Below are 25,990 nucleotides of genomic sequence, written 5' to 3'. Positions count from 1 at the left end.
AGGTGCTTTCCGGGGATCTCCCTAGTTAACGATCATTAGCAACGATTGCGGTGTCAAATTGCCACGAATTTTCCGGCTTCGCGGTCCTTGCGGACCTTGAGCCCGTTAAACACCGAACCGTTCATCGTGATCCATACGCCTTCGGGTGCGGACTGGGTGCAGGCGAAGGCCATGCCGAGGTTGAAGGTGGCGTCGCTCTCGGCGAAACGTGCCGGGGCCAGCGCGCCGGTCAGCACCATGGTCTTGCCGGGGATGTCGGCAAGCACCTTGGCGGTGTCGGTCATGGTGTCGGTGCCGTGAGTGATGACGACATGGGTTTCCGGCGCGGCGGCGATGGTCGCCGCGATCAGCGCGCGGTCCTCTCCGGTGAGTTCGAGACTGTCCTTGCGCAGCAGCTCGACCACGCGGAACGGGTGGGCGACGCGCGCGACCTTGAGCAGCTTCTCGATCACGCTCTCGACGATCTGATATTCGCTGAGCGCGTCGAAGTACTGCTTGTCGAAGGTGCCGCCGGTGGTGATGACGAGAATGGGTGCCTGGGTCATCCCGCGCCTTTAAACCGGAAGGCGGGTGCGGAGCAACGTCCGAACACCGCCCGCCACCGGCCTTGCACTCAGCCTTTCGCCATTTCGCCCAGGGTCACATAGTCGATCTTGCCGGTTCCCAGCACCGGCAAGGCATCGAGCACCCGGATATCGCGCGGGATCATGAGCTCGGCAACGCCGTTGGCGCGGCCCCATTCCTGAAGCGCCTTGTGATCCGCGCCCCCGGCCGTGGTGTAGAGCACCAGTTGCTCGCCCTTTCTCGGGTCGGGCCGGGTGACGACCGCGTTCTCCGCATCGGGCCAGACTTTGGCGGCATAACCCTCTACCGCGGGAACGGAGACCATTTCGCCCGCGATCTTGGCGAAGCGCTTGGCGCGGCCGCGAATGGTGACGAAGCCGACCTCGTCGATGGTGACGATATCGCCGGTGTCGTGCCAGCCCTCGGCGGGCGGCTGGAGCACGCCAGGCTCGCTCGCCAGCAGGTAGCCCGCCATGACGTTCGGCCCGCGCACGTAAAGGCGTCCGCCCTCGGTGATGCCGGGCACTTCCTCGAGCCGCGCTTCCATCGCCGGCAGCATCCGGCCGACGGTGCCCGCCCTGAAGTGCATCGGCGTGTTTACCGCGATCACCGGCGCGCACTCGGTGGCGCCGTAGCCTTCGAGGATGCGCAGGCCGAACTTGTCGGCATAAGTACGCCGGGTTTCCTCGCGCACCTTCTCCGCGCCCGCGAAGATGTAGCGCAGCGAGTAGAAGTCGTAGCTATGCGCCATGCGGGCATAGCCGGAGAGGAAAGTGTCGGTGCCGAACAGGATCGTGGCATTGGCGTCGTAGGCGAGCGCGGGTACGATGCGGTAGTGCAGGGGGCTCGGGTAGAACACCGTGCGGATGCCGTTCAGCAGCGGCAGCAGGGTGCCTCCGGTCAGCCCGAACGAGTGGAACACCGGCAGCGCGTTCAGCACCACGTCTGCGGGGTTGAAGTCGATCCGCGCGGCAAGCTGCGCGCAGTTGGACAGCAGGTTGCGGTGGGTCAGCACCACGCCCTTGGGGGCGCCTTCTGAGCCGGAGGTGAACAGGATCACCGCCGGCGCATCGGGAGAGACCTTGCGGCGGGCGTGGCGGCCATCGGCGGCGCGGGCGGAAACCATGTGCCAGAGCTTGGCGAAAGTGCCGATCTCGGCGGCAAGGTCCTCGAGGTAGAGTACCTTGCGCCCGTCCGCCTTCAGCGCGGCGATCGTGGCTTCCAGCTTGCCCTGCTCGATGAAGGCGCGCGCGGTGACCACCGTTTCGATCTTCGCGGTGGCGCAGGCGGAAACCAGGCTGGCCTGGCCGACGGTGAAGTTCAGCATGGCCGGAACCCGGCCTTCCGCCTGAAGCGCGAAGAAGGCCAGTGCCACGCCGCTGACGTTGGGCAGCAGCAGGCCTACCGCCTCGCCGGGGCGGGTGCGGAAGGCGAGGCGCTCGCCCAGCAGTTCGGCGCCGAGGATCAGGCGGTCGTAGCTGAGCGGGGTGCGCTTGATGTCCTCCACCACCCTGGTCTTGCCGCCATGCACTTCGCGCGCATCGCAGAGCGCGGCGAACAGGGTGCGGTCCGTGTGGCTGGTGTCGAAGATCATCCGGCTCATCTCGTCATAGAGACGGCGCCCGGCGATGGCGCGGCGCTGGCGGGCGGTCATCTCGCCCTCGATCGAGAAGCGGCGCGCGGGCAGCACGTCGATCGAGACCTTGGGGAACCAGCGCTGGCGGACCTTGCCCTTGAGGTGGGAGAAGGGCGTGTACTGCGGCCCGTCAAGACGGACGGGCACGATCGGCGCGTCGGCCTTGTCGGCCACCATGCCGGGGCCGTCGAACACTTTCATCAGTGCGCCGGTCACGGTGATGCGGCCTTCGGGGAAGATCACCAGCGTCCGGCCTTCCTTTACGGCGCGGACCATCGCCTTGGCCGCCATCGGGTTGGTGGGATCGACCGGGAAAGCACGGAACAGCTTGAGGAACGGCTGGATCCACCAGCTTTTGGCGATGGCGGTGTGGACCGCGAAAGTCGGCTTGCCGGGAAGGAACGCCCCCAGCAGCAGGCCGTCGAGATAGGAAAGGTGATTGACCACAACGACCGCCGGTTGGCCGGGCTTCGGCATGTTTTCCATGCCCGTTACCTCGACCCGGTAGAGCGCCTTGAGCACGGCCCGGATCACCGCCTTGAACAGGGTTTCGGGCAGCAGCCAGATCGAGACCACCGCCACCGCCAGCGTGGCGAAGCCGAGAACGCCGATGACGCCCGGCACGCTCATGCCGCTGCCCAGCAGCACCGCGACAACGGCGATGGCGGCCACGGTCATGCCTGCGTTGAGGATGTTGTTGGCGGCAATGACCTGCGAACGTTCCTCCGGCGCGGAATGGATCTGGAGGATCGCGTAGAGCGGCACGATGAACATGCCGCCGGAGAAGGCGATTACCACCAGGTCCGCGAAGATCTTCCACGATTGCGGATCGGCGGCGAACTGGCGCACGGTGGCGTCGATCGCAGTGGGCACGAACCCGCGCGTGGAGAGCCACAGGTCGATCAGGCCGATCGACAGCATCAACGCGCTGACGGGAACGTAGCGGGCGGAAACCTCGCCCTTGAGCAGGCGGTTCACCGTCATCGAGCCGAGCGCGATCGTTACCGAGAAGATCACCAGGAACAGCGTCGCCACTTCCTTGCGCGCCTGCAGCGTGTCGGAGACGAGGGGAACGAACTCGGTCAGCAGCACCGCGCCTGCCGTGAAGAACCAGCTTATGCCGAGCACCGCCAGCCAGATGCCCCGGCCCTTGTGCGCGGCGACCAGCACGGCCCAGGTCCCGCGCGCGATGTTCCAGTCGATCGGATGGCCGTCACGGCTGGGCGGCGCGGGCGGAACGGCCAGCGCGGCCAGCCAGCCCACCACCGCAAGGCCCATGGCGACCAGCCCGGCTTCCCACGGCACCACTTGCCCGGCCAGCAATTGCCCGCCGAGGATCGCCAGGAAAGTGCCGGCCTCGATCAGGCCGGTGCCGCCCATGACTTCACGCTCGGACAGGTGCTGGGGCAGGATCGAGTATTTCACCGGCCCGAAGATCGTCGAATGAAGACCCATCAGGAACAGGCTGGCGAGCAGCAGCGCGATCGATTCCAGCGCGAAGCCGAGGAGCGCGATGCCCATGATCCCCACTTCCGCCGCCTTGATCCAGCGCACGAGGCGGGCCTTGTCGATCCGGTCGGCAATCTGCCCGGCCAGCGCCGAGAACAGGAAATAGGGCAGCGTGAACAGCCCGGTCGCCACGACCGAGAGCATCCCCGCCTTGTCCGGCGCATCGCGCAGCAGGCCGTAATTGGCCAGCAGCAGCATCGCGTATTTCAGCAGGTTGTCATTGAAGGCGCCCAGGAACTGGACGCAGAACATCGGCGCGAAACGCCGCCTCGAAAGCAATGAAAAATCAGGTGCCGACACGCCTATCCCCCTCGGTTGCCGTGGACGTTTCCATGGGCTCGGGAAAATTCACAAGCGGTAAATGCCCGAAGGCACTCCCGCCGTGACGATCGTGTGACACAAAAATATACGGCGCTCAATTTAATTCTGAGCGCCGATCAATTTCCTTGTGCAGTGTCAGTCCGCAGCTTGCGGGCAGGGGCGGCGGGGCCAGTCGATCAGGCCGATGAGATCGTCCACGAAGCCTTCGCGTTCCTTGAGGGTGGGGCGCGCGGGCCGCATCAGAATGTCGGAGCGAAAGCCCACCAGCGCCGAAACCGTAAGCTGGGTCAGCCGCTCGGCCTCCTCGCGGGTGAACTGGGTTTCGTAGAACGAGGTCACGCAAGCCCGGAATTTCGACGGGCCGCGTTCGTAGAACATTTCGTTGATCTCGGGGAACCGTTCGCCCTCGCTGACGACGAGCCGGAAGAGCTGCACCGAATTCTCGCGCAGCAGGCAGTCGAGGAAGCGCAGGCAGGCGCGCCGCAGCGCGGCGAACGAGAAGGTCTGCCCGGTGAGCACCTCGTTCACGTCCTGCGAGAAGCTGTCGACCTTGTTGTCCACCACGGCGGCGAAAAGCTCTTCCTTCGAGCTGAAGTGCGCCCAGAGCGTGGCTTTCGAGCCGCCCAGTTCATCGGCGATCGAAGACATCGTGGTGGCGGCATAGCCCCGCTCGAAGAAGGACTTCGTTGCAACTTCCACGATGGCGGCGCGCTTTTTCGCCTTGTTGAGTTCTCTCTTGCCCGGATTTTCTGTCATAGTGGTACTGGTCAGTACACTTTTCCGTTGACAGGCGCAAGCCGGGCTCCGATAAAAACTGTACTGATGAGTACGATCAATCTTCCCCGAGTCGCGGCAGCTTCGATGCTCGCCGTAGGCCTTTCGCTGTCCGCCTGCGCCGTGCCCGACCTCGGGCCGAAGCCGCAGATGCGGGCTCCCGCAACCCTGGACAGCGCCCGGTCGCTGGCGTCGCCGCCGGGCGCGGCGTCCGACGGGGCATGGCCGCAGCAGCAGTGGTGGACCGCCTATGGCGATGCCCAGCTCGATGCCCTGGTGGCCGAGGCACTGGCCAACTCGCCCGACGTGGCCGAGGCGCAGGCCCGCATCATGCAGGCGCGCGGCGCAACCCTGGTGGCCGGGGCTTCCACCCTGCCGACCGTCAACGGGCAGGGTTCAGCGGGCGGCACCAAGCAGAGCTACAACAACGGCATCCCGGCCGACTTCGTGCCCAAGGGCTGGAAGAGCACCGGCGATCTGGCGCTCTCGGGCGATTTCGACCTCGATCTCTGGGGCAAGTACCGCAAGGCGCTCGCCGCCGCGACTTCCGAGGAGAAAGCCGCCGAGGCCGATGCCCGCCAGGCCGAGCTGATGCTCTCCTCGAACGTGGTCTCCTCCTACTTCGACCTCGCCCGCCTCGTGGCGCGCGGAGAGGCGCTGAAGGAAGCGGTGAAGGCGCGCGAGGCGATGGTCACGCTCAGCGATCAGCGCAACCGTCAGGGCCTCGACAGCGAACTGCCGCTGCGCCAGTCGCAGTCGCTGTCGGCTTCCGCGCGGGCCGCGCTTTCCGCCAATGACGAACAGATCCTGCTGCGCCGCCACGCGCTTGCCGCGCTGCTTGGCGCCGGGCCGGATCGCGGCCTCGCCATCGTGCCGACCGCGATCACCAGCCTGCCGGTCACGCCGGTTCCGGCCGATGCCGGCATCGGCCTGGTCGGTCGCCGTCCCGACATCGTTGCGGCGCGTCTGCGCGCCGAAGGCGCGGGCAAGCGGATCGATGCCGCCAAGGCCGCCTTCCTGCCCGATATCTCGATCAGCGGCCTGTTCGGCCTCCAGTCGCTCGGCCTCTCGAACCTGTTCAAGAGCGGTCCACTTATGGAAACGCCGGCGGCGCGATCAGCCTGCCGATCTTCCAGGGCGGCCGGCTCAAGGGCGAATACACCAAGGTTCGCGGCGCCTACGATCTTGCGGTGGCGGACTATAACGGCGCCGTGATCGGCGCGCTGCAGGACGTGGCCGATGCGCTCGCCACGCGCAATGCGGCGGCCGAGCAGGAACAGGCCTCGGCGGACGCGCGGGACCAGTCGGCCCGCGCCTACGACATCGCCATGAAGCGCTACAAGGGCGCCTTGGCAACTACCTCGACGCGCTGAGCGCCGAGACCACCGCGCTCGATGCGCGGCAGGCCGCCGTCGATGCCCATTTCCGGACCCTTGCCAGCGAAGTCGCGCTCAAGCGCGCGCTGGGCGGCGGTTACGAAGACAATTCAAGCAAGAAGGCTCCCGAGTAATGAGTGACGAACAAACCAATGAGCAGGGCTCCGGGAGCGTTCTCAACAAAAACAAGCGCAAGCCGCTCCTGATCGGCCTTGCCGTTGGCGTGGCGGCGGTGGGCCTGATCTATTTCGCTTATGATGTCTTCATCGGCAGCCGCTCGGTTTCGACCGACAATGCCTATGTCGGCGGCGACAATGCGCAAGTGACCCCGCTGACTTCGGGCCGCGTGGTCGAAGTGCTCGTGACGGATACCCAGCCCGTCCGCAAGGGGCAGCTGCTGTTCCGCATCGAGGATGCCGACCAGCGCATCGCGCTGGCGCAGGCCGAAGCCGAACTCGCCGCGGCGCAGCGTCGCTACGGGCAGTCGCTGGCGCAGAACCGCGCGCTCGGCGCTTCGGCGGACGCCAGTGACGCGCAGATCAATTCGGCCAAGGCCAGCGTGGCTTCGGCGGAGGCCACCCTGACCAAGGCGAAGACCGACTTCGCCCGCCGTCAGGCCCTTGTCGGCAGCGGCGCGGTTTCGGGTGACGAACTGACCACCGCCCGCCAGCAGCTGTCCTCGGCGCAGGCCGCCGCCAGCGAAGCGCGCGCCATGCTCGCCCAGATGCAGGCCGCCGCCGTCAGCGCCCGCCGTCAGGAAGAAGCCTCGGTCGCTCTCACCAAGGGCACCACGGACACCACCGCACCCGAAATCCGCCAGGCCCAGGCCAAGCTCGATCAGGCGAAGCTCGACCTCGAACGCACCGTCGTGCGCGCGCCGATCGACGGCGTGATCGCCAAGCGCGCCATCCAGGTCGGCCAGAAGGTCCAGACCGGCGGCGTGGCGATGACCGTGGTTCCGGTGGGCCACCTCTATGTCGATGCGAACTTCAAGGAGACGCAGCTCGGCAAGGTCCGCCCCGGCCAGAAGGCGACGCTCAAGTCGGACTTCTACGGCAGCGGCGTGGTCTACCACGGCAAGGTGATCGGCTTTGCGGGCGGCACCGGTTCGGCCTTCTCGCTGATCCCGGCCCAGAACGCGACCGGCAACTGGATCAAGGTGGTGCAGCGCCTGCCGGTTCGCATCGAGCTCGATCCCAAGGAGCTTGAGGCGCATCCGCTGCGCATCGGTCTCTCGATGGATGCCGAGATCGAACTGGCGGACGCCGACTGATGGCCAGCGCACCTGCTGCCGGAGCCGGAGCAGGCGAGGAAGGCACTCTGACGGGCGGGAAGCTGCTGATCGCGGGCTTCCTGCTGGCCATGGCGAACTTCGTCGTCGTGCTCGACATGACGATCGCCAACGTCTCGATCCCGCACATCGCGGGCGGGCTTGGCGTTTCGGTGTCCAACGGCACCTGGGCGATCACGTCCTACGCGGTGGCCGAGGCGATCTGCGTTCCGCTGACGGGGTGGCTTTCCGGCCGCTTCGGCACCTTGCGCGTGTTCCTCATGTCGCTGGTGGGCTTCGGCGTGTTTTCCGCGCTTTGTGGCATCGCGCATACTTTCCCGCTGCTGGTGGTGTTCCGCCTCGGGCAGGGGTTCTGCGGCGGTCCGCTGATGCCGCTTACGCAGACCCTGCTGCTGCGGATCTTCCCCAAGCACATGCACCCGCGCGCCATGGCGATGTGGGCGATGACCGTGGTGACGGCCCCGATCGCGGGCCCGATCCTGGGCGGCTACATCGCCGACAACTGGTCGTGGGAGTGGATCTTCTTCATCAACGTGCCGATCGTGATCCTGGTGTTCTTCGCGCTCGCCACGATCCTCAAGGGCATGGAGACGCCGACGCGCTCGCTGCCGATCGACATGGTGGGGCTGTTCCTGCTGATCTGCTGGGTCGGCGCATTCCAGATGATGCTCGATCTCGGCCGTGAGCACGACTGGTTCGGTTCGCCCTTCATCGTGGCGCTGGCCTGCATCGCGGTGATCTTCTTCATCGCCTTCGTGGTGTGGGAACTGACCGAGGAGCATCCCGTGGTGGACCTGAAGGTGTTCCGGCACCGGGGGTTCAGCGCGGCGACCTTCTCGCTGACCATCGCCTTCGGCACCTACTTCTCGTCCGTGGTGGTGATCCCGCAATGGCTCCAGACCTCGATGGGCTACACCGCCACGCAGGCGGGCGAGGCGATGGCCTTCTCCGGCGTGCTGGCGGTGATCGCATCGCCCTTCGTGCCCAAGCTGATGCAGCGTTTCGATCCCAGGCTGCTGGTGTTCATCGGCATCTCGTGGATCGCGATGTGCGCGGTGTTCCGCACCGGCTGGTCCAGCGATTCCACGTTCTGGGCGATTTCCTGGCCGCAGCTGGTGCAGGGTGTCGGGGTGTCGCTGTTCATGGTGCCGCTCACCACGATCAGCCTCAGTTCGGTGCGGCCCGACGAAACCGCATCGGCTGCGGGCATCGCCAACTTCGGCCGCACACTGGCGGGCGCCATCGCCACCGCGCTGGTCACGACGACCTGGGACGACATGTCCCGCCACAACAAGGCCGAACTGTCGGGAATGCTCAACGGTTCGGAGCAGACCGTGAACCAGCTTCAGCAGGCAGGCATGTCCATGGAGCAGGCGCGCGGCACGATCGACAACCTCGTTACCGCGCAGGGGACGGCGCTGGGCACCGTCCACGTCTTCGCCCTCTGCGCCATCCTGCTGCTGATCGCAGCCATGACCATCTGGATCGCCCCGCGTCCCCCGCGCGGTGCGAAGCCGGCTTCGGGCGGGCACTGATCCCTCGTCCCGCCTGAGGCCAGGAGAGCCGTCGATGCCATCCCCCCCGGCGTCGGCGGCTTTTCTCTGTCAGCCTGCGCCGCAGCTGGCCAGCACGTCGGCCGCGAGATCCTCCAGCTTGAGTTCCGCATCCACCGCGCCCGCTTCGACCGCGGCGGCGGGGGCCTGCGGCACCGTGGCGCTCGCCCGGTCCTGCGCAAGGGTGCGGCAGCCCGCCGCCTGAAGCAGCTTGAGCCCCTTGGCGCCGTCCTCGCCCATGCCGGTCAGCACTGCGCCGATGGCGGGCATGCCGCCCCGGCCGATGGAGCCGAACAGCAGCGTGGCGGATGGACGGAAGCCCTCGACCGGATCGCGTTCGACCAGGCGAATGCGCGCCGGGGCGCCGGGTTCCACGATGACGTGGCGGCCGGGATCGAAAGCGATGTGGACCACGCCCGGCACCAGCTCGGCCCCGTCGGCAGCGGCCTTGACGGCGCAGGCGCTGTCCTTGTCGGCGCGGGCGATGAACATCTCGGCGAGCGCCGGTTCGGTCTGGAGCACGATCACCGTCGGCGGGCACGACTTCGGATAGTGGGAGAGCACTTCGGTCAGGGCGTCGACACCGCCCATCGACGTGCTGAAGGCGGCAAGGCGGCCATTGGCGACATAGCCGCCGTTATCCTCGGCGGGCTTGGCGGCGCGGTGGCGGGGACGGTCCCTGACGTTGGAATTGGCGGCGGCAAGGACGATCTTGCCGAGCTTGCCCACGGTCTTGGCGAATTGTTCGGGCGTCGCCTTGAGCGGCTTGGGGAAACATTCCACCGCCCCCAGCTCAAAGGCTTTCAGTGACGTTTCAGTGCCGCTCTGTGTCAGGGCGGACAGCATGACCACGGGCATCGGATTGGTGCTCATGATCTCCTCCAGGAACTCGATTCCGCTCATTCCCGGCATCTCGACGTCGAGCGTGACGACATTGGGCAAAAGCTCGGCGATCTGGTCGCGGGCTTCGGCGGCGCTGGCGGCAGTGCCGACGACGCGCACGTTCTTGGACTGCTCCAGCACGTCGCAGAAAAGCGCGCGCATGGCGGCTGAATCGTCGACTACCAGCACGCGGGCGTCATGCATGAGGGGGCCTTCTCGTTTGCGAAAAACCGCATTGGGGCGCCCGCGATAGCGCCAAGGATGGAACGAAATCCCTCCATCCCGATACGGGACTCGCCTGAGCCCGGGGAAAACCCGCTGTTGGCATCGCGGCGGATAGGTGGATCGGACCGATCTTCTTTTGCGGGGCCCGACATGACCAGCATCATCCTTCCTGCCCGCTGCGACCGGGCCGCCGCCGAGGCGCTCTGGCCGGAACTGGCGGCGGCATGGGCACCGAGCCCATGGGGATCGACGGTTCGGGGGTGGAGCATATGGGGCAGGCCATGTTGCAACTGCTGGTTTCGGCACGTCGCAGCGGCGGCGGGGCGGTGATCGCGCCGTCTCCTGTCCTGCGCGATGTGGCGGCGCTGACCGGGCTGACCGCGGAACTCTTCGAGGATGCCGCGGCATGAGCCCCGAGGAAATCCAGCAGATCTTCTTTGCCGAGTGCGAGGAATCGCTCGCCGCCGCCGAAGCCGGTCTCGCCGCCTGCAAGGCGGGCACCCAGGACGCCGATACGGTCAACGCGGTTTTCCGCGGTGTCCATTCGATCAAGGGCGGGGCAGGCGCTTTCGGCTATGCCGCGCTCCAGGCCTATACCCATGTCTTCGAGACGCTGCTCTCCGACGTGCGGGAGGGATTGGTGCCGATCGAACGCAAGCTGGTCGACCTGCTGCTGCGCGCGCTGGACACGCTTTCCGACCATGTCGAGGCCGCGCGGGAGGACGGTGCGCCGCCGGCCGATGCGGCGTTGATTGCCGAGATGGAAGCGGCGATGGCCAATCCGCAGCACGCCCACGCCCATGCGCCGGAGCCGGAACCCGCCGCCACGCCCGCGCCGGAAGCCCCGGCCGCCGAGGATTTCGCGCTCGACCTCGATGCATTGCTTGACGATCTCACCGGCGGGTTCGACCTGCCGCCGCGCGAACAGCCGCGCTGGCAGGTCCACATTCGCCCCCGCGCAGGTGCCATGCGCAACGGCAGCGAGCCGCTGCTGATGCTGCGCGACGTGGCGGCGCTCGGCGGCGAATGCCTGCACTGCGACATTTCGCATGTGCCGCCGCTGGACCAGCTTGACGTTTCGCAGGGCTATCTCGGCTGGAGCTATGCGATGCCGGCCGACGTCGCCGAGGACATGGTACGCGAGATATTCGACTTCATCGGCGAGGACTGCGTGCTGGCGATCGGGGAGGGCGAGGCGATCCCGCCTGTCGAACCCGCCGAAATCGCCATGCCCCCGGCCGAGGCGGCGGCGAAAACGGTCCCGTCCGAAGCGCCTGCCGGCAGGGCCGAGCCGCTGTCGGGGAAGGGCGAGCCCGCCGCCGCGTCTGCCGCCGGGCAGTCGATCCGCATCGATCTTTTCAAGCTGGACCGCCTGATCGACCTGGTGGGCGAACTGGTGATCGCGCAGGCCATGCTCGTGCAGCGGCTGGAGGGGGCGGGCGTCACCGCGAGCGAGGAACTCTCGCTGCTCGAAGGCCTCACGCGGGACATGCAGGAAAGCGCCATGTCGATCCGGGCCCAGCCAATCGCCAGCGTGTTCAGCCGGGTCCCCCGCATCCTGCGCGATCTGGCCGCGACTACCGGCAAGCATGTGCGGCTGGAAGTGCTGGGGGAAACCACCGAGCTCGACAAGACCGTGATCGAACGCCTCGGCGAGCCGCTGACGCACCTGATCCGCAACGCGGTGGACCACGGCATAGAAAGCGCGGAAGAACGGATCGCGCCGGAAAGCGTCCCGAAGGCACGCTGACCCTTGCTGCAGAGCATCGCTCCGGCCGCATCCTCATCTCCATCGCCGACGACGGCGCGGGCATCAACCGGGAGCGCGTGCTGGCCAAGGCCATCGACAAGGGCATCGTCGGCAGCGACACGCAGCTTTCCGCCGAGGAGATCGACAACCTGATCTTCGCGCCGGGCTTCTCCACCGCGGAAGTCGTCTCGAACATTTCGGGGCGCGGGGTCGGCATGGACGTGGTGCGGCAGAACGTGAAGGATCTGGGCGGACGGATCACGATCGAGAGCACGCCGGGGCAGGGCACGAAATTCATCCTCACGCTCCCGCTAACCCTCGCCATTTCCGACGGCATGATCGTCAACGTCGGCGATCAGACCCTGGTGGTGCCGCTTTCCCATGTCGTGGAGAGCCTGCGCCCCGGCGAGAACGAGGTGCAGGGCATCGGCACGAGCCGTCAGGTGCTCAACGTGCGTGGACGCTTCATCCCGGTCATCGCCATGCACGAGGCGCTGGGCGCGTGCGGCGGCGCGCCTTCGGCGGGGGCAGGCGTGCTGGTCGTCGTCGATACCGAGAGCGCCGGGCAGGCTGCGCTGCTGGTGGACGACATCCAGGACCAGCGCCAGTTCGTCATCAAGAGCCTGGCGACCAACTTCCGCTCGGTGGAAGGCGTGGCCGGGGCGACCATCCTGGGTGACGGGCGGGTGGCCCTGATCGTCGACGTGGACGGTCTGGTTGCCTGCGTCCTGTCGTCTCCGGCGATGCCGGGGCCCGAGGCGTCCGGCCCGGAAAGGCAGGCGGCGTGATGGCCACGAGCGCGATGACCGACCCGGTTCCCGGCGTCAGCCCGGAAATCTACAGCACCGCCGATTTCACGGCGGTCTCGCGGATCGTCCACGAGGCGGTCGGCATCGTCCTGCCGCAGGGCAAGGCGATGCTGGTCTATTCCCGCCTCGCCCCGCTGGTACGCGCGGCGGGGGCGGTCACGTTCTCGCGCTACATCGAGATGATGCGCGCGAACGGTGAGGAAATGGGCAGGGCGGTGGCGGCGCTCACCACCAACCACACCTTTTTCTACCGCGAGGCGCACCACTTCGAGCATCTGCAGGGCGAGGTCCGCCCGCGCCTCGTGGAAAAGCTCCACCAGCGCGATCCTGTGCGGCTGTGGTCGGCGGGATGTTCAAGCGGCGAGGAAACATGGTCGATCGTCATGACCCTGCTGGGCCCGGACCGGGCGGCGGGAATAGATCTCGCGCGCCGGGACCTGCGCGTGCTTGCCAGCGACATCGCCCCGCACGCGCTGCAGAAGGCGGCGGGCGCGACTTACGCGGCCAAGGATCTCAAGCCGGTGCCGCAGGACTTGCGCAGGCTCTGGACGGCCGAGCAGCACGGACACGTGACGCTGGCCGAGCCGCCGCGCTCCATCGTTCGGTTCCGCGCGCTCAACCTGCTTGGCGAATGGCCGATCCGGGGCCGGTTCGACGTGATCTTCTGCCGCAACGTCATGATCTATTTCGACGCCGCGACCAACGAGCGGCTCGTGCGCCGCTTCGCCGAGGCGCTGCTTCCGGGCGGCCACCTCTACATCGGCCATTCCGAGCGGGTGACCGGATCGGCGGCGGACCTGCTCGAACTGGTCGGCCCGACGATCTACCGCCGGAGGGGCGCATGAGCATCCGCGTCCTCATCGTCGACGATTCCCCCACCATGCGTGCGATCCTGATGTCCCGGCTGCGAGAGCAGGGCGACATCGAGGTGGTTGCCGCCGCATCCAACGCCGCCGAGGGGCGCGAGATGATCAAGCGGCTCGATCCCGATGTGGTCACGCTCGACATCGAGATGCCGGGTATGAACGGGCTCGATTTCCTCGAGAAGATCATGACCCTGCGGCCAACTCCGGTGATCGTCGTCTCCGGCGCGACGCAGGAGGGCAGCGAGGTTACCGCGCGCGCCCTCGGCCTCGGCGCGGTGGACTGCTATGCCAAGTACGATCGCTCGGGCCGCCTGACGCTTCAGGATGGCGGCGAACTGGCGGCGATGATCCGGCAGGCTGCGCAAGTCCGCTTTCACCGCCCGGCGACCCGGGCGTGGCAGAGGAGGGCCGCCGTTCGATCCGGCGCGACACGCGGCTGATCGCGGTCGGCTCCTCGACCGGCGGGGTCGAGGCGCTGCAGGTTCTGCTGCGCGATTTCGCGGAAGACTGCCCGCCGACGCTGATCGTCCAGCACGTCAACCCGCGCTTCGCCCCGGCCATAGCGCGCACGCTCGACCAGGTGTGCCCGGCGCGGGTGCAGGTTGCGGCGCAGGATATGCCGCTGCGCCATGGCAACGTCTATCTCGCCGCCGAAGCGGACTGCCACCTCACCGTGAAGGCGGCGATGAGCGGTGGGGGAGGCGGCGCGCTGCACGCAAGGCTGCGCCGGGGGGAGCCGGTTTCCGGGCACATCCCGAGCGTGGACGCGCTGTTCGCTTCGGTTGCGGCGGAAGTGGGAAGCGGGGCCGTAGGAATCCTCCTTACCGGCATGGGGCAGGACGGCGCGCGCGGGCTGCTGGCGATGAGCCGCGCCGGAGCACACACCATCGCGCAGGATGAAAGCACCTGCACGGTTTTCGGAATGCCGCGCGCGGCGATTTCGCTCGGCGCTGCCAGCGTCGTCGCGCCGATCGACCGCATTGCGCGTCATGCATTGCATCAGGCGGCCTGAGGCGATGCTCGACAATCGGCTGGACGGCATGAGCCATGTCACCGTGCTCCAGGGCCAGTTCCGCGTGAGCGCCTCGCCGGCGGACGAGTTCGGCACCGTGCTGGGCAGCTGCGTCGCCACCTGCCTCCACGATCCCGCCGCGGGACTGGGCGGAATGAACCATTTTCTCCTGCCCAAGCCGCTGTCCGGCACCGAACGGGGCGAGGTCGACGTGCATTACGGCGTCTACCTCATGGAAATGCTCATCAACGAGATGCTGCAGCAGGGCGGGCGCAAGGACAGGATGCGCGCGCACCTGTACGGCGGCGCCAACCTCCACCGGGGGATGCAGCGGATCGGGAGCGCCAATGCCGAATTCGCGCGCAGCTTCCTCCTGCGCGAGGGAATCGATCTGGTGCGCGAGGATCTTGGCGGTCTTGCCGCACGTCGCCTCGATTTCCGCCCGGCTTCCGGTCTCGTGCGCTGCCGCATGGTGGCGGCGGCCGATGCGCCCGAGCCGGTCGTCCAGCCCCCCGTTCGCCCGGCCGCGCGCGGCGAAGTCGAACTGTTCTGAAGAAACGAGGCTCCCTATGTCCCGTAGCACCCGCATCCTGACCGTAGACGACAGCGCCTCGATGCGCGCGCTGCTCAACCATGCGCTTTCCACCAATGGCTTCGACGTGGCGCAGGCGGATGACGGCCTTTCGGCGCTGGAATGGCTTGCGGTGAACGAGGTGGACGTGGTCATCACCGACATCAACATGCCCCGGCTCGACGGGTTCGGCCTGATCGAGAAAGTGCGTGGTGGAACCCGCCATCGCGACCGGCCGATTCTCGTCCTCACCACCGAAAGCTCGGACGAGAAGAAAGCCCGTGCCCGGGCCGCCGGCGCTACCGGATGGATCGTAAAACCTTTCGACACCGACAAGCTTGTCGCGGCAGTTCGCCGCGTCGCACATTGAGGACAGGCTCGCCATGCACCGCGAACTCATCACTTTCGAAGTCGCCGGACAGATCTTCGCGCTCGACATCATGGCCATCCGCGAAATACGCGCCTGGACCCCGGTGACACCCATGCCGCGCGTGCCGCGCTATGTCGCCGGCGTGGTCAACCTGCGCGGAACCGTCCTGCCGGTGATCGACCTCGCGGCGCGGCTCGGCTGGCCCGCCACCGAGGCCACTGCGCGCCACGCCATCATCGTCTGCCAGGTGGGTGGGCAGGCGCAGGGGCTGATCGTGGATTCGGTTTCTGACATCGTCGCGCTCCAGTCGGAGACCCTGCAGCCTCCGCCCAATGCGGGGCAGGACGAGGTGACGCCGTTCCTCGAAGGGCTCGTCGCCATCGACGAGCGGATGGTCATGGTGCTCGACCTGCGGGCGCTGAGCGAAACCGGCGGTACGCCGGGCGACGTGGCGGCGGCGGCCTGAGCGGATGATCCACCAACCGATTTTCGAGCCGCGCTTCATCGCCATGGCCGAAGTCCTGGGCGAACTCGGCGCCGAGATCGAAGCCCTGGGCGAAGTGTTCTGCCGTGACGAGACTTTCGTTGCGCGGCACTTGCGCGAGCTTCAGGCGATAGACCTTATCGCCCAGAAGCAGCGTGCGCTCGCCGCGATCCTTGCGGCCGGGTTCAGCGAAGTGGAGATGCGGCGCATCAACCTTGAAACCCTGCATGAACGCTTCTGCGGGTTCATGGACGGAACCGCCGAGACCTGCTGCGAAGTCCCGATCGAAGACACCGCCGGGTGCGATCCGCTGGGCTTGTGGGAGTGATGCGGCGGGACTAGTCCCGCCGCATGAACGACGCTCGCCGCCATGCTCCCGCCGTCGCCCGCAACCGCGATCCTATCCTCGCCGTACTGCGCGGTGCGTTGCCATCGAGCGGCCTTGTGCTGGAGATCGGCTCGGGCACCGGCGAACATGCGGTACACTTCGCACGGGCCATGACCGGGCGCGACTGGCAGCCGACAGATCCGGATGCTGCCGCCCGCGCCTCCATCGAGGGCTGGCGGGAGACGGAGCGCCTTCCCAACCTGCTGGCGCCCCTCGAACTCGACGCTGCCGCGCAGGACTGGCCTGTCGAAAGCGCCGATGCGATCGTGTGCATCAACATGGTCCACATCAGCCCCTGGCAATCGGCGCTGGGGCTCGTGGCGGGGGCGGGACGTTTGCTGCCCGCGGGGGCGCCGCTCGTGCTTTATGGTCCCTACCGCCGCGCGGGGCATGCGATCGAACCGGGTAACGCGGCTTTCGACGAGGACCTCAAGCGGCGCAATCCCGAATGGGGCCTGCGCCTGCTCGAAGATGTCGCGGATATCGCCGCCGTCAGGGGGCTCGATCTGGAACGCGTGATCTCCATGCCTGCCGACAACCTGAGCGTGGTGTTCAGGAAACGCTGAAGCTGCGCCTGGCGAGGCGGGGCAGCACCGCAGCCTGCCCCAGCCCGCGAATGACGAAGAACATCGTGAAAGCCGCCCAGAGGCCGTGGTTGCCCAGCGGATGGAGCAGCCAAAGCAGCAGCGCGTAACCTGCCATTGCGGCCAGCATCGTCCCCATCATCGCCCGCGTCCACCCGGCGCCAACGAACACCCCGTCAAGAACATAGGCCGAGACCCCGAGCAGTGGCAGCAGGGTGAGCCATGGCGCGTAAACCGCAGTGGCCGCGATCACGCCCGGATCGGTGTTGAATGCGGCCGCCAGCGCCTTGCCTCCCACCGCGTAAGCGAGCGTGAGGGCAAGGCCCATCACCCCGCCCCATAGCAGTGCCGAGCGAACCGTTGCCGCGAAGCCAGCCCGGTTTCGCGCGCCGAGCGCCTCGCCGCAGAGCACTTGTGCGGCGCTTTCGAAGCCGTCGAGCAGGAGGGTGGCGAGCATGAAGAGCTGGAACAGGATGCCGTTCGCCGCCAGCGTCAGCGGCCCGGCCTGCGCACCGGCACGGGCGAATGCGAGCAGCACGGCGGTGAGCAACAGGGCTCGCAGGAACAGGTCGCGGTTGAGTGCGAAAAGGCGGGCCAGTTCGCCGCGCCGCCACGTTGTCCGCTGCCGTGCCAGGGCGAAGGCCGTGCGGGCTTCGGGGCGGCGCAAGACGATGGCGGCGAGAACCAGAAACTTGAACAGTTCCGACGTCAGCGTCGCGGTTGCCACGCCGGCAACGCCCCACTTCGCGACGAGGACGAGCAACAGGTCGAGCGCGATGTGCAGGATATTGGCGCCGATTTCCACCACGAGGACATGGCGCACCAGTCGCTGTCCGATCAGCCATCCCACCAGCACGCAGTTGCCGAGCCAAAGCGGCCCTGCCCAATAGCGGATGGCGATATAGTCCCCGGCGCTTTCGCGCAGCGGCCCCCTCGCTTCGAGCAGGTCGAGCCCGAACGGGATCGCCACGGGCATCAGGCAGACCAGCAGCACACCGATGCCCATCGCCACGGCCATGGCGCGGGTTAGTGTTTCCGCCTGCGCCTGCCGGTCGGCGCGACCGGTCCCCTGAGCCGTCAGCGCGACGGTGCTGGTGCGCAGGAAGTTGAACACGTTAAGCAGGCCCATCATGTACTTCGCGCCGAGTTCCACCGCGCCTTGCGCCGGTGCATCGCCGAGGCGGCCTATGGCCCACATGTCGGCCAGCCCGAACAGGGCGGTGGCAACGTTGGTGAGCATCGCGGGAAGCGCGATGGACCAGAGCAGCCGGGCCTGTCCCTTGCGCGGCGGAGTGGGGTGGGGGGTGGTTGGCTGGGTCAAGAAGGGGCTCGCTGCTGATGTACCCGGCGGCTAGCCCAGGCGTTCCATGCCCGCAATCGCGATGCGGCCGGGCGGCGCGGCGAATCACTTCCTCCTGCGTCGCCACGCGATGATGCCGCAGCATGGCATGCTGCTTCCGCTAACAAGCGGTGCTTCATGCAGCATGGCATCGATAACCCTGCCCCGCAATTTTGCGGAACAGGGTTGTCAAAACCGAATATTTGGATGATGTTGCACCTGCGAAGTATCGGCGCGCCGGAAAGGAAGTAGACCTCCCTCCCGGCGCGCTCTCTCCCAACGCCGGTAAAGCCGCTAGCGGCCTTTCGCCAAGCACTCTGCAACAATTTCTCGCGATCTCAAAGCGGAATTGCATGATCCGCGCTCGTTTGTGCATGGCTTTTGCGTGCGCAACGATTGCATCCTCGGTGCTGCAAGGCCGGGCACGAGGCCTTGCCCGGCTGCGGCGGCGCTCGCGGCCCTGGACTCCGGGTTGACTCAAGTGCGCCCGTTTCCGTTCGATTAACCACAGGCACTGGGCGGTGTCCCGCGCGCGCAGCGGGCTGTCGAACGAAAACGGAGTTAACTGACCTTCAATCCCGGCCGCTCGCGTGACAGCCATGGGGAAAGCTTCAGAACTTGGGAGAAAGCCCATGGACGAAGAGGCCCCGGGTGAAGAGCTGCCCGGAAGCAAGGGGAAAGGATCAGGCCCCCGGAGCAACCGGTCGTTGCAGGACTCGGGGTCGCGAAAAGCTGCCGGGGACAGATCGAAACCGGAAACGCGGCGCGGGAAAGGCATAGCCGCACGGCATCTGCAGACTGACCCTCGGGGCGCATCGGGGCAGCACGCGACGAAGCGTGTGCGGAAACTGGCGTTGGAGCGGCGTGGGCCTTCGATGGTTCCGGCTGCCAATGATGACGGGAACGCCAGTGGGGGCGCTGAAAGCGGAGCGGCGCTGTGTCATGATCGCGGATGGATCTGGACCGCCCCCAGGCTGTGCACTTGCGGCCTGCGCGCCGGGTACGGTGCCTCGCAGGATCCGCTGTTCACCCTGCTCCGATCCTTGATGCAGCCGGTAGTAAAGGGGCGCCGGGAGGCCGCAAGGGCCAAGCCCGTACTGGCCGGAAACGAGCCGGTTTCCTGTGCGAAGGGCCACGGGCGGGGGACGGGTTCACTTCGGCAGGCGCGGCCAGGCCGTGACGGTCATCATGGGAGTTCAGGACGCGCCGCCGGACTGTGGGCGGCGAAGTCCGGGGAGCAGGCGCCAAGGGTCGTCCCGCGCGCTGCTCGTGCGGCGCAGGCCTGTCAGGAGGCCTGCGCCGCTTTATCCGTGGACGAAGCTTTCGCGATGCCAATGTCCTCTGGGCCGGAACCCCTCACAAGCGATCGTGCGCCGGCCATCTTGCGCGATGGCGCGCTTGTCCTGATGGAGGCGTGGGTTCGTGCCTCGGCCAATCGGATTGCGGCCATGTTGCGGGGTGCCGCCCCGAATGCCGGCCCGCCGAAACGTAGGCCCGAACCGTCTCGGGTGGCTGCGCCGGCCATCGTCCGCGCCCACCGCGAGATCACCGCGCTGCGCGCAGAAAACGAAGGCCTGAGGCTGCAACTCGCAGCGATGGAGATCGCGCGGGATGCAATGACATGAAAAGGGAGCCGCACCGATCGGCGCGGCTCCCTTGGTTCGGTGCCCTTACCAGACCAGCGGCACGGCTTCGGGGCCGATCACGCCGCCGGGGCGGTACTCGATCCGGGTGCCGGGCTTGAGCGTGAAGTCAGGCACGCGCTTCAGCCATTCCTGCAATGCGATCTTCACTTCGAGCCGTGCAAGGTGCCCGCCCATGCAGCTATGAACGCCGACCGTGAAGGCGAGGATCGTCTTGCGGGGGCGGTCGAAGTTCACCGTCATCGGGTCGGGGAACACCTCAGGGTCGAAGTTGCAGGCAGGCAGGATGAAGGTGACGCGATCGCCCTTCTTCATCTGCACGCCGCGCATTTCATGATCCTGGTCAAGCACCCGGCCGGAGAAGGTCACTGACCAGCGGCGGAGAAGTTCCTCGACGATCCTGTCGATGTCCTGCGGACGGTCGATGATTTCCTGACGCTTCTCGGGGTTTTCCGCCAGCCAGGCCCAGATATTGTTGAGCGTGGCGAAAACGGTGTCGAGACCGGCGATGAACAGGAAGCAGACGAAGCCGAATATTTCCTTGTCGGAAAGCGGCACGCCGTCTGGTTCCGCATGGGCGATCAGGCTGACGACACCGTCGTCCGGGTTGGCCTTCTTCTCGGCGATGGCTTGCTTGAGATAGGCGGTGATCTTGGCCATCGACTGGCCCATGATCGCGCGGTCGTTCGAATGGAGCAGTTCCATTGCCCATTCCACGAACGTATCGCGCATGTCCTGCGGCAGGCCCATGATGTCGAGGAACACCGCAACCGGCAGTGGCCGCCCGAAGTCCTCGGTGAACTCACACTCGCCGCCTGCCGCGACCTTGGCCTCGATCTCGTCGATCAGGTCGTTCGCGCGCTGGTGGATCAGCCGTTCGAGCTTGAGCACGCCCTGCGGGCTGAACACCGGGTCAACGATGTTGCGGTACTTGCGGTGATGCGGGGGATCGATCTCGATCGGGATGAAGTAGAAATAGTCGTTCGGATCGCGCGGGAAGGGGGTGGCGCCTTCGTTCGAGAAGATCTGCGGATGGCGCAGGCCGAACAGCGCGTCCTCATGCTTGGTGAGGTGCCACATGTTGCCCATCGGGCTGACGTCGTAATAGATCGGCGGCTGCTTTTCGTGCAGCGCGGCCATGAAGTCATGCGGGTTGGCCAGGAAATCGGGGCCGAAGGTGAGGCCGGACTGGCGGATCAGTTCGGGGGGGACGTGATCGGGCACCTGGTCCATGCCGACATGGCGCGGAAAACTGGGCGGAACCGGGTTGGCGGCGTCGATAGGCATCGTTCTCTCCCTGTGTCCGGCTTCAGAACTGATGCTCGGGCATGTGCACCACGAGCCCGTCGAGGCTCTCGGTCATGTCGATCTGGCAGGAGAGGCGGCTGCTCGGCTTCACTTCGGCAGCAGCCGATTCCAGCAGTTCCTCCTCCGCCTGGGAGGAAGGCCCGCCCACCGCCTCGGTCCAGTTCTCGTCTACGTAGCAATGGCAGGTGGCGCAGGAGAGGCCGCCGCCGCATTCGCCGGTGATGCCCTCTATTCCGTTATAGACCGCACCGCGCATGACGTTTTCGCCGATCGCCACGTCCACGTCGGTCGTGTGACCTTCGTGATCGACATAAGTGACCTTGGGCATCGAACTCTCCTGTCCTTCATCCGTTGAGCGCGTTTCTGAGAACGCTGTTCTCCATTTTCTAGCCGCTCCCCCCCGGTGAAGTCAATCACCGGCGAGAACTTCGCAATTGCGGGCACTGGACCGGCGCGGACGGAGGGCCTAATCCATCGCCCATGGCCACTGTTCGACCGTCTCCCACCCAACTTGCCGAATTCGATGACGGCGAACGCGATCGGACGCGCCTGCTGATAGAGGCGGCGCATGACCTGCTTGACGAGGGCGGGCTCGAAGGCCTGACGATCCGGGCGGTGCTGTCACGCACGGGCCTGGCGCGGCGTGCCTTCTACGAGCGGTTCCAGAGCAAGGACGACCTCGTGCTGGCGGTATTCGATGCTTCGCTGCGGGCGGCGGCGTTGCAGTTCCGGGATATCTCGTCGCGCGCAGACAATCCTGTGGAGGCGTTGCAGGTTATCGTTTCCGGCATCGTCGTGGGCCAGTTGGGGCAGACGCGGAGCAGCGGCGCGCACTTGCGCAGCGCCGCGCTCAGCCGCGAACACCTCCGGCTTGCGCAGTCTCGCCCGGCCGAATTGCAGGCGGCGCTGCAACCGCTACTGGACCTGATTGCCGGCCATGTCGCCGAAGGCATCGAACAGGGGTTGCTCCTGCAGGCCGATCCCAGCCTGCAGGCACGGCTGATCTACAACCTCGTCTCGACCACGGTTCACACCGTGCTGCTTCAGGAGGAAGGCGGCGCCCCCGATCTTGCCGAGCGTGAAACGCTTGGGGTGGCAATCTGGGAGTTCTGCCGCCGGGCGATCGTAGTCTAGAGCGGTTCCACCCGTTCCAGCAGCCGGTCGATGTCTTCGGCGCGGGCGAGATCGGTGCCGGCGCGCAGCACGGCGGCGGAGCCGCCGGCCATGCCGCGGCGGAATGCCTCGAGTTCGCCGTCGCCCCGGCACAGGGCATGAACCATCGCCGCGACGAAGCTGTCGCCCGCGCCCACGGCGCTTGCCGCGTCGACCTTGAGGGCAGGCAGGAACAACGGCCCCTCGGCGCGCGCCAGGACCGCGCCTTCATGGCCCATGGTCACGGTGACGAACCTGGCCTTCTCCGCCTCGACGATTTCCATGGCCGCAGCCCCGATCGCGCCGACCGAGTCGAGCGTGCGTCCGGCATAATGCTGCAATTCGCTCTGGCTCGGTTTGACCAGCAGCAGCCCTCCGGCATCGATTCCCGCGACCAGCGCAGCGCCCGAGGTGTCGAGAACGACTTCGATACCGCGCGGGCGCAACAGGCGGGTGGCACGGGCGTAGAAGTCCTCCGGGACGCCCGGGGGGAGCGATCCGCTCATGACCATCACGTCGCAATCGGCTTCGGCGACGCGATCGAGGCATTCCTGCCATTCCGCTTCGCTGATTTCGGGTCCGGCGGGGGTGAACCGATATTCCTTGCCTGTTTCGTGTTCGAGGATGTCGGCAGCGATACGCGTGGACCCCGCGATGGGAATGCGGGTTCGGACCAGTTGGTGAAGGTCGATCAGGCCGTCGAGGGCAGGGCCGGTGGCGCCGCCGGAAAGATAGTAGCAGCGCGCATTGCCGCCGAGCCGGACGAAGACACGCGCCACGTTGATGCCGCCGCCGCCGGGAGCGTAATGCTCGTTGTCGGTACGCATCTTGTTGGTGTGGCGAACCTTGCCGACGTCATAGGATGCGTCGATCGTCGGGTTCATCGTCAGGGTGGCGATGTTCTTCATCCAGCGGCTCCTTGGACGGCTCTGGCGTGGGTCACGGCTTCATGCCCTGCCTCGCGCCGGATCGCAAAGTATTCGCCGTATTCAGTGACAGTTGCGGGAAGGATCAGGCGGCGTCGAGCGCGCTCGATGGCTGCGACGAAAAGCGCAGCATCGTGCCTGGCTGAGGGCGGCCGAACAGGAAGCCCTGGCCTTGCGTGCAGCCTTCGGCCCGAAGGTATTCGCGCTCCACCTCGCTTTCGATCCCTTCCGCCGCCACGGTGAGGCCGAGGCTGCGGCCCAGACCGATCACTGCCCTGATCACCGCGCGCGAATTGGCCTCTTCGTGGAGGTTGAGGATGAAGGACTTGTCGATCTTGATCTTGGTGAAGGGGTAATTGAGCAGGTAGCTCAGCGATGAATAGCCGGTCCCGAAATCGTCGAGCGAAATGCCGATACCGAAGGAGCGCAAGTTGCGGATGATCGCGGCAGGACGGGGGCCGCGCTCCATCAGCACGGCCTCGGTGATTTCCAGTTCAAGCCGGTCTGCGGCGAGGCCGGAACTGGACAGGGCGTTGATGACGGTGCCCAGGAGGTTTCCGTTGCGGAACTGGACCGGCGAGACATTGACCGAGAGGCGCACATCGTCAGGCCATTTCATGGCTTCGTGGCAGGCAGTCTGGAGCACGAAGCGTCCCAGCTTGTCGATCAGCCCGAGTTCCTCGGCAAGCGGGATGAACACTTCGGGCGAGACCTGGCCGCGCTCGGCGTGGTTCCAGCGAAGCAGCGCTTCGCAGCATTCGATGGTGTTCGTTTCGAGATTGAGCAGCGGCTGGTAATGGACTTCGAGTTCGCCGTCGCGGACGGCCTGGCGCAAGTCCTTTTCCAGCCGGCTCTTGGCCTGTGCGGCTTCGTCCAGCGCCATTTCGAAGGCGCGGCAACTGCCCCTGCGCTCGGCCTTGGCGGCATAGAGCGCAAGGTCCGCGAAGCGCATGAGCGTTTCGTGGTCGGTGCTGTCGAAGGGCGCGCTGGCAAAGCCGACGGTGGCGCCGATGTGCAGGGTGTTGCCGTGGACGTGGAAGGGTTCGGAAAGCGTCGCGATGATCGCCTTGCTCACGAGTTCGGCTTGCGTAAGGCTCGACCGGCGGAAGATGATCGCGAATTCGTCTCCGCCGATCCGGCAGAGCAAGGCGCCTGGCGGCACGAGTTCGCGCATTCTGCGCGCCGCGTCGGTCAGCAGGGCATCGCCGAAATGATGGCCGTAAGTATCGTTCACCGTCTTGAAGTGATCGAGGTCGATCAGCGCGAGCGTGACGGTTTCGGCGGGCGAGGCACTGCCGAGCATGTTACGCAAGGTATCGCGGCAGTGCGAGCGGTTGGCGAGGCCGGTCAGTTCGTCATGGCGGGCCATGTGTTCCATGCGCTGCTCGATTCGGCGGCGCTCGGTCACGTCGAAGATCGAGACGATCGTCACTTCCACGCCATCGAGGAGCAGGCGGCGGGTGGAGACAACCGCTTCCACCACTTCGCCGTCGCGCCGCAGCATCTGCCATCCGGCATCGCGGGTGGGGTTCCTGGCGGCCAGCATTCTGGCGGCAGCAGCCCAGTTATCCTCGCCGAACAGCTTTCGGGCGTTGAGGCCCGACATTTCGGCGGCGGAATAGCCGAACAGGCGGCAGGCGGATTCGTTGGCGGTATTGATCCGGCCGGTGCCGGAATCGTGAACCAGCATGGCCAGCGGGTTCTGTTCGAACAGCAGCCGGAAGCTTTCTTCCTTCTGCTTGAGGTCGGTAATGTCGACGCGAAGGCCGATCGAGCCGCCGTCCTCCGTCTTGCGTTCCTCGATCAGGATGCAGCGGCCATTGGACAGGCGCTGTTCGTGACGGCTGGTGGGCTGCTGGATAAGCGCAAGGCGGTCGTTCAGCCATTCTTCCTCGCGGCCCATGGCTTCGGGATAGTCGCCGCGCTGGACGCCCACTCGCAGCGTATCGGCCAGCCTGGCGCCCGGTTCCAGCAGGTCGGCCGAGCGGCAGTAGATTTCCTCGTACTTGCGGTTCCACAGGATGTATCGGCCTTCCTCGTCGAGGAACACCACGCCTTGCGGCAGCACGTCGATCGCTTCGCGCAGTCGCTGATCCGCCCGCGAAGCAGCAGCCAGTGCGGCTTCGAGCGTTCCGGTCGGCAGGTCGCCGTCCGGCATCACGTATTCTTTCTCAGCATTTCCCAGAACCAACGACCAAGCCCCTGTGCTGAAATCACCTTATGCCACAAGACGTTAATTTTTCTGCCAACGCAGGGCGGAGCATTTGGTTGCCGATGGGGAAGCGCATTCGAAGATAAAGTTAACTGACACGAGAAGCCCGCCGCACCGGAGTGCGACGGGCCTTGGCTTTCCTCCCCAGGAAAACGCTTGAGTGGTTATCCGGTCCCGAGGGGCCGGTCGCGCGGGTCGCTGGCGTTATCGATGCCGGCGTTCCCTTGCGGATTTCACTGGCTCAGCGCCGACCCGCGGTTCCGAGGCGGTGGTAGAGGTTCGAATAAGTCGACGAGACCGGATCGTCCTCGTGTGCACGCATGTAGAACAGCACGGCTTCCTGAAGCAGCTTGAAGTCCTGGTTCGAAAGCACCGCGCGGGCGCGGGCCGGTTCGGTGGTCATGGTGGTCATAGTACCTTCCTTTCCTTGCTATGCGGGGATCTT

26 protein-coding genes are annotated in these 25,990 nt (G+C 66.5%); 16 read left to right on the top strand and 10 right to left on the bottom strand.

All coding sequences use genetic code 11. From position 1 onward, the window contains the following. Positions 1 to 53: 53 nt before the first annotated feature. From ADT71_RS11110 to ADT71_RS11100, 3 genes are all read right to left on the bottom strand, one after another. Positions 54 to 545 carry an asparaginase domain-containing protein gene (locus ADT71_RS11110; RefSeq protein WP_054436837.1) on the bottom strand — a complete coding sequence of 164 codons (492 nt, stop codon included), beginning with the start codon at positions 543 to 545 and terminating at the stop codon, positions 54 to 56. A 68-nt stretch (positions 546 to 613) separates the two neighbouring features. Continuing rightward, positions 614 to 4,009, bottom strand: coding sequence for an acyl-[ACP]--phospholipid O-acyltransferase (locus ADT71_RS11105; RefSeq protein WP_231635806.1), 3,396 nt, complete (start codon positions 4,007 to 4,009; stop codon positions 614 to 616). A 156-nt stretch (positions 4,010 to 4,165) separates the two neighbouring features. Next, complete coding sequence (locus tag ADT71_RS11100; RefSeq protein ID WP_054436833.1) at positions 4,166 to 4,786, bottom strand: TetR/AcrR family transcriptional regulator; 621 nt, start codon at positions 4,784 to 4,786, stop codon at positions 4,166 to 4,168. A 66-nt stretch (positions 4,787 to 4,852) separates the two neighbouring features. Here ADT71_RS11100 and ADT71_RS11095 point away from each other — a divergent pair, with 66 nt between their 5' ends. The 4 genes from ADT71_RS11095 (at position 4,853) to ADT71_RS11085 (ending at position 9,006) form a co-directional block, all read left to right on the top strand. After that, positions 4,853 to 6,019 (top strand): efflux transporter outer membrane subunit, encoded by a 1,167-nt coding sequence (locus tag ADT71_RS11095; protein WP_231635805.1) that lies wholly within the window; start codon positions 4,853 to 4,855, stop codon positions 6,017 to 6,019. Then, positions 5,920 to 6,177, top strand: a complete 258-nt coding sequence (locus ADT71_RS33515) for a TolC family protein (protein ID WP_369818231.1) — start codon at positions 5,920 to 5,922, stop codon at positions 6,175 to 6,177. The genes ADT71_RS11095 and ADT71_RS33515 overlap by 100 nt, the downstream gene beginning before the upstream one ends. A 136-nt stretch (positions 6,178 to 6,313) precedes the next feature. Continuing rightward, the gene (locus ADT71_RS11090; RefSeq protein WP_054436831.1) at positions 6,314 to 7,453 is read left to right on the top strand and encodes an HlyD family efflux transporter periplasmic adaptor subunit; all 1,140 of its coding nucleotides are present in this window, start codon (positions 6,314 to 6,316) and stop codon (positions 7,451 to 7,453) included. Further along, complete coding sequence (locus ADT71_RS11085) at positions 7,453 to 9,006, top strand: DHA2 family efflux MFS transporter permease subunit (RefSeq protein WP_054436828.1); 1,554 nt, start codon at positions 7,453 to 7,455, stop codon at positions 9,004 to 9,006. Before ADT71_RS11090 ends, ADT71_RS11085 begins: the two co-directional genes overlap by 1 nt. Before the next feature lie 69 nt (positions 9,007 to 9,075). On the opposite strand, the gene ADT71_RS11080 is transcribed toward ADT71_RS11085, so the two are convergent. Beyond that, positions 9,076 to 10,110 (bottom strand): chemotaxis protein CheB, encoded by a 1,035-nt coding sequence (locus tag ADT71_RS11080; protein ID WP_054436827.1) that lies wholly within the window; start codon positions 10,108 to 10,110, stop codon positions 9,076 to 9,078. Between the two features lie 245 nt (positions 10,111 to 10,355). On the opposite strand from ADT71_RS11080, the gene ADT71_RS31320 reads away from it, so the two are divergent. From ADT71_RS31320 to ADT71_RS11040, 11 genes are read left to right on the top strand one after another with little or no spacing between them, the layout of a single operon-like run. Next, a complete protein-coding gene (locus ADT71_RS31320) occupies positions 10,356 to 10,541 on the top strand; it encodes an STAS domain-containing protein (protein WP_156336563.1) in 186 nt (61 codons plus the stop codon). Then, complete coding sequence (locus ADT71_RS35630) at positions 10,538 to 11,881, top strand: Hpt domain-containing protein (RefSeq protein ID WP_369818227.1); 1,344 nt, start codon at positions 10,538 to 10,540, stop codon at positions 11,879 to 11,881. Before ADT71_RS31320 ends, ADT71_RS35630 begins: the two co-directional genes overlap by 4 nt. Continuing rightward, positions 11,878 to 12,669, top strand: a complete 792-nt coding sequence (locus ADT71_RS35625; protein ID WP_369818230.1) for a chemotaxis protein CheA — start codon at positions 11,878 to 11,880, stop codon at positions 12,667 to 12,669. The genes ADT71_RS35630 and ADT71_RS35625 overlap by 4 nt, the downstream gene beginning before the upstream one ends. After that, the gene (locus ADT71_RS11070; protein WP_231635811.1) at positions 12,669 to 13,535 is read left to right on the top strand and encodes a protein-glutamate O-methyltransferase CheR; all 867 of its coding nucleotides are present in this window, start codon (positions 12,669 to 12,671) and stop codon (positions 13,533 to 13,535) included. The genes ADT71_RS35625 and ADT71_RS11070 overlap by 1 nt, the downstream gene beginning before the upstream one ends. Continuing rightward, positions 13,532 to 13,996: a response regulator gene (locus ADT71_RS33510; RefSeq protein ID WP_231635804.1), complete on the top strand. Its 465-nt coding sequence runs from the start codon at positions 13,532 to 13,534 to the stop codon at positions 13,994 to 13,996. The genes ADT71_RS11070 and ADT71_RS33510 overlap by 4 nt, the downstream gene beginning before the upstream one ends. Then, positions 13,951 to 14,568 (top strand): CheB methylesterase domain-containing protein, encoded by a 618-nt coding sequence (locus ADT71_RS33505; protein WP_231635803.1) that lies wholly within the window; start codon positions 13,951 to 13,953, stop codon positions 14,566 to 14,568. Before ADT71_RS33510 ends, ADT71_RS33505 begins: the two co-directional genes overlap by 46 nt. Positions 14,569 to 14,572: 4 nt before the next feature. Continuing rightward, positions 14,573 to 15,121, top strand: a complete 549-nt coding sequence (locus ADT71_RS11060; protein ID WP_054436822.1) for a chemotaxis protein CheD — start codon at positions 14,573 to 14,575, stop codon at positions 15,119 to 15,121. Positions 15,122 to 15,137: 16 nt separating this feature from the next. Beyond that, positions 15,138 to 15,509, top strand: a complete 372-nt coding sequence (locus ADT71_RS11055) for a response regulator (RefSeq protein ID WP_082370293.1) — start codon at positions 15,138 to 15,140, stop codon at positions 15,507 to 15,509. A gap of 13 nt (positions 15,510 to 15,522) precedes the next feature. Beyond that, complete coding sequence (locus tag ADT71_RS11050; RefSeq protein WP_054436821.1) at positions 15,523 to 15,975, top strand: chemotaxis protein CheW; 453 nt, start codon at positions 15,523 to 15,525, stop codon at positions 15,973 to 15,975. Between the two features lie 4 nt (positions 15,976 to 15,979). Further along, positions 15,980 to 16,321: a hypothetical protein gene (locus ADT71_RS11045; RefSeq protein WP_054436819.1), complete on the top strand. Its 342-nt coding sequence runs from the start codon at positions 15,980 to 15,982 to the stop codon at positions 16,319 to 16,321. A gap of 23 nt (positions 16,322 to 16,344) precedes the next feature. After that, positions 16,345 to 16,947 carry a DUF938 domain-containing protein gene (locus ADT71_RS11040; protein WP_054436818.1) on the top strand — a complete coding sequence of 201 codons (603 nt, stop codon included), beginning with the start codon at positions 16,345 to 16,347 and terminating at the stop codon, positions 16,945 to 16,947. Here the strand turns inward: ADT71_RS11040 and ADT71_RS11035 are convergent. From ADT71_RS11035 to ADT71_RS11020, 3 genes are all read right to left on the bottom strand, one after another. Further along, complete coding sequence (locus tag ADT71_RS11035; protein WP_231635802.1) at positions 16,934 to 18,286, bottom strand: MATE family efflux transporter; 1,353 nt, start codon at positions 18,284 to 18,286, stop codon at positions 16,934 to 16,936. The genes ADT71_RS11040 and ADT71_RS11035 overlap by 14 nt on opposite strands. 1,688 nt (positions 18,287 to 19,974) lie before the next feature. After that, entirely contained in the window at positions 19,975 to 21,234 is a 1,260-nt protein-coding gene (locus tag ADT71_RS11025; RefSeq protein WP_054436811.1) for a cytochrome P450, read from the bottom strand. A 22-nt stretch (positions 21,235 to 21,256) separates the two neighbouring features. Continuing rightward, positions 21,257 to 21,583, bottom strand: coding sequence for a 2Fe-2S iron-sulfur cluster-binding protein (locus ADT71_RS11020; protein WP_054436809.1), 327 nt, complete (start codon positions 21,581 to 21,583; stop codon positions 21,257 to 21,259). 152 nt (positions 21,584 to 21,735) lie between these two features. Here ADT71_RS11020 and ADT71_RS11015 point away from each other — a divergent pair, with 152 nt between their 5' ends. Next, positions 21,736 to 22,389 (top strand): TetR/AcrR family transcriptional regulator, encoded by a 654-nt coding sequence (locus ADT71_RS11015; RefSeq protein ID WP_054436807.1) that lies wholly within the window; start codon positions 21,736 to 21,738, stop codon positions 22,387 to 22,389. On the opposite strand, the gene ADT71_RS11010 is transcribed toward ADT71_RS11015, so the two are convergent. The 3 genes from ADT71_RS11010 to ADT71_RS32070 all read right to left on the bottom strand — a co-directional run bounded on the left by ADT71_RS11010 (position 22,386) and on the right by ADT71_RS32070 (position 25,957). After that, positions 22,386 to 23,315, bottom strand: a complete 930-nt coding sequence (locus tag ADT71_RS11010) for a 1-phosphofructokinase family hexose kinase (protein WP_054436805.1) — start codon at positions 23,313 to 23,315, stop codon at positions 22,386 to 22,388. The two genes, ADT71_RS11015 and ADT71_RS11010, sit on opposite strands and share 4 nt — an antisense overlap. Positions 23,316 to 23,418: 103 nt before the next feature. Beyond that, a complete protein-coding gene (locus tag ADT71_RS11005; RefSeq protein WP_054436803.1) occupies positions 23,419 to 25,491 on the bottom strand; it encodes a bifunctional diguanylate cyclase/phosphodiesterase in 2,073 nt (690 codons plus the stop codon). Between the two features lie 295 nt (positions 25,492 to 25,786). Further along, positions 25,787 to 25,957 (bottom strand): hypothetical protein, encoded by a 171-nt coding sequence (locus ADT71_RS32070; protein ID WP_165913302.1) that lies wholly within the window; start codon positions 25,955 to 25,957, stop codon positions 25,787 to 25,789. Positions 25,958 to 25,990: the final 33 nt, after the last annotated feature.

Origin of the sequence: Novosphingobium sp. ST904 (genome assembly GCF_001298105.1) — a bacterium.
In the GTDB taxonomy this organism is placed as follows: domain Bacteria; phylum Pseudomonadota; class Alphaproteobacteria; order Sphingomonadales; family Sphingomonadaceae; genus Novosphingobium.
Note: the sequence above shows the minus strand (reverse complement) of the source record. Positions and strands in the feature narration are given on the sequence as shown.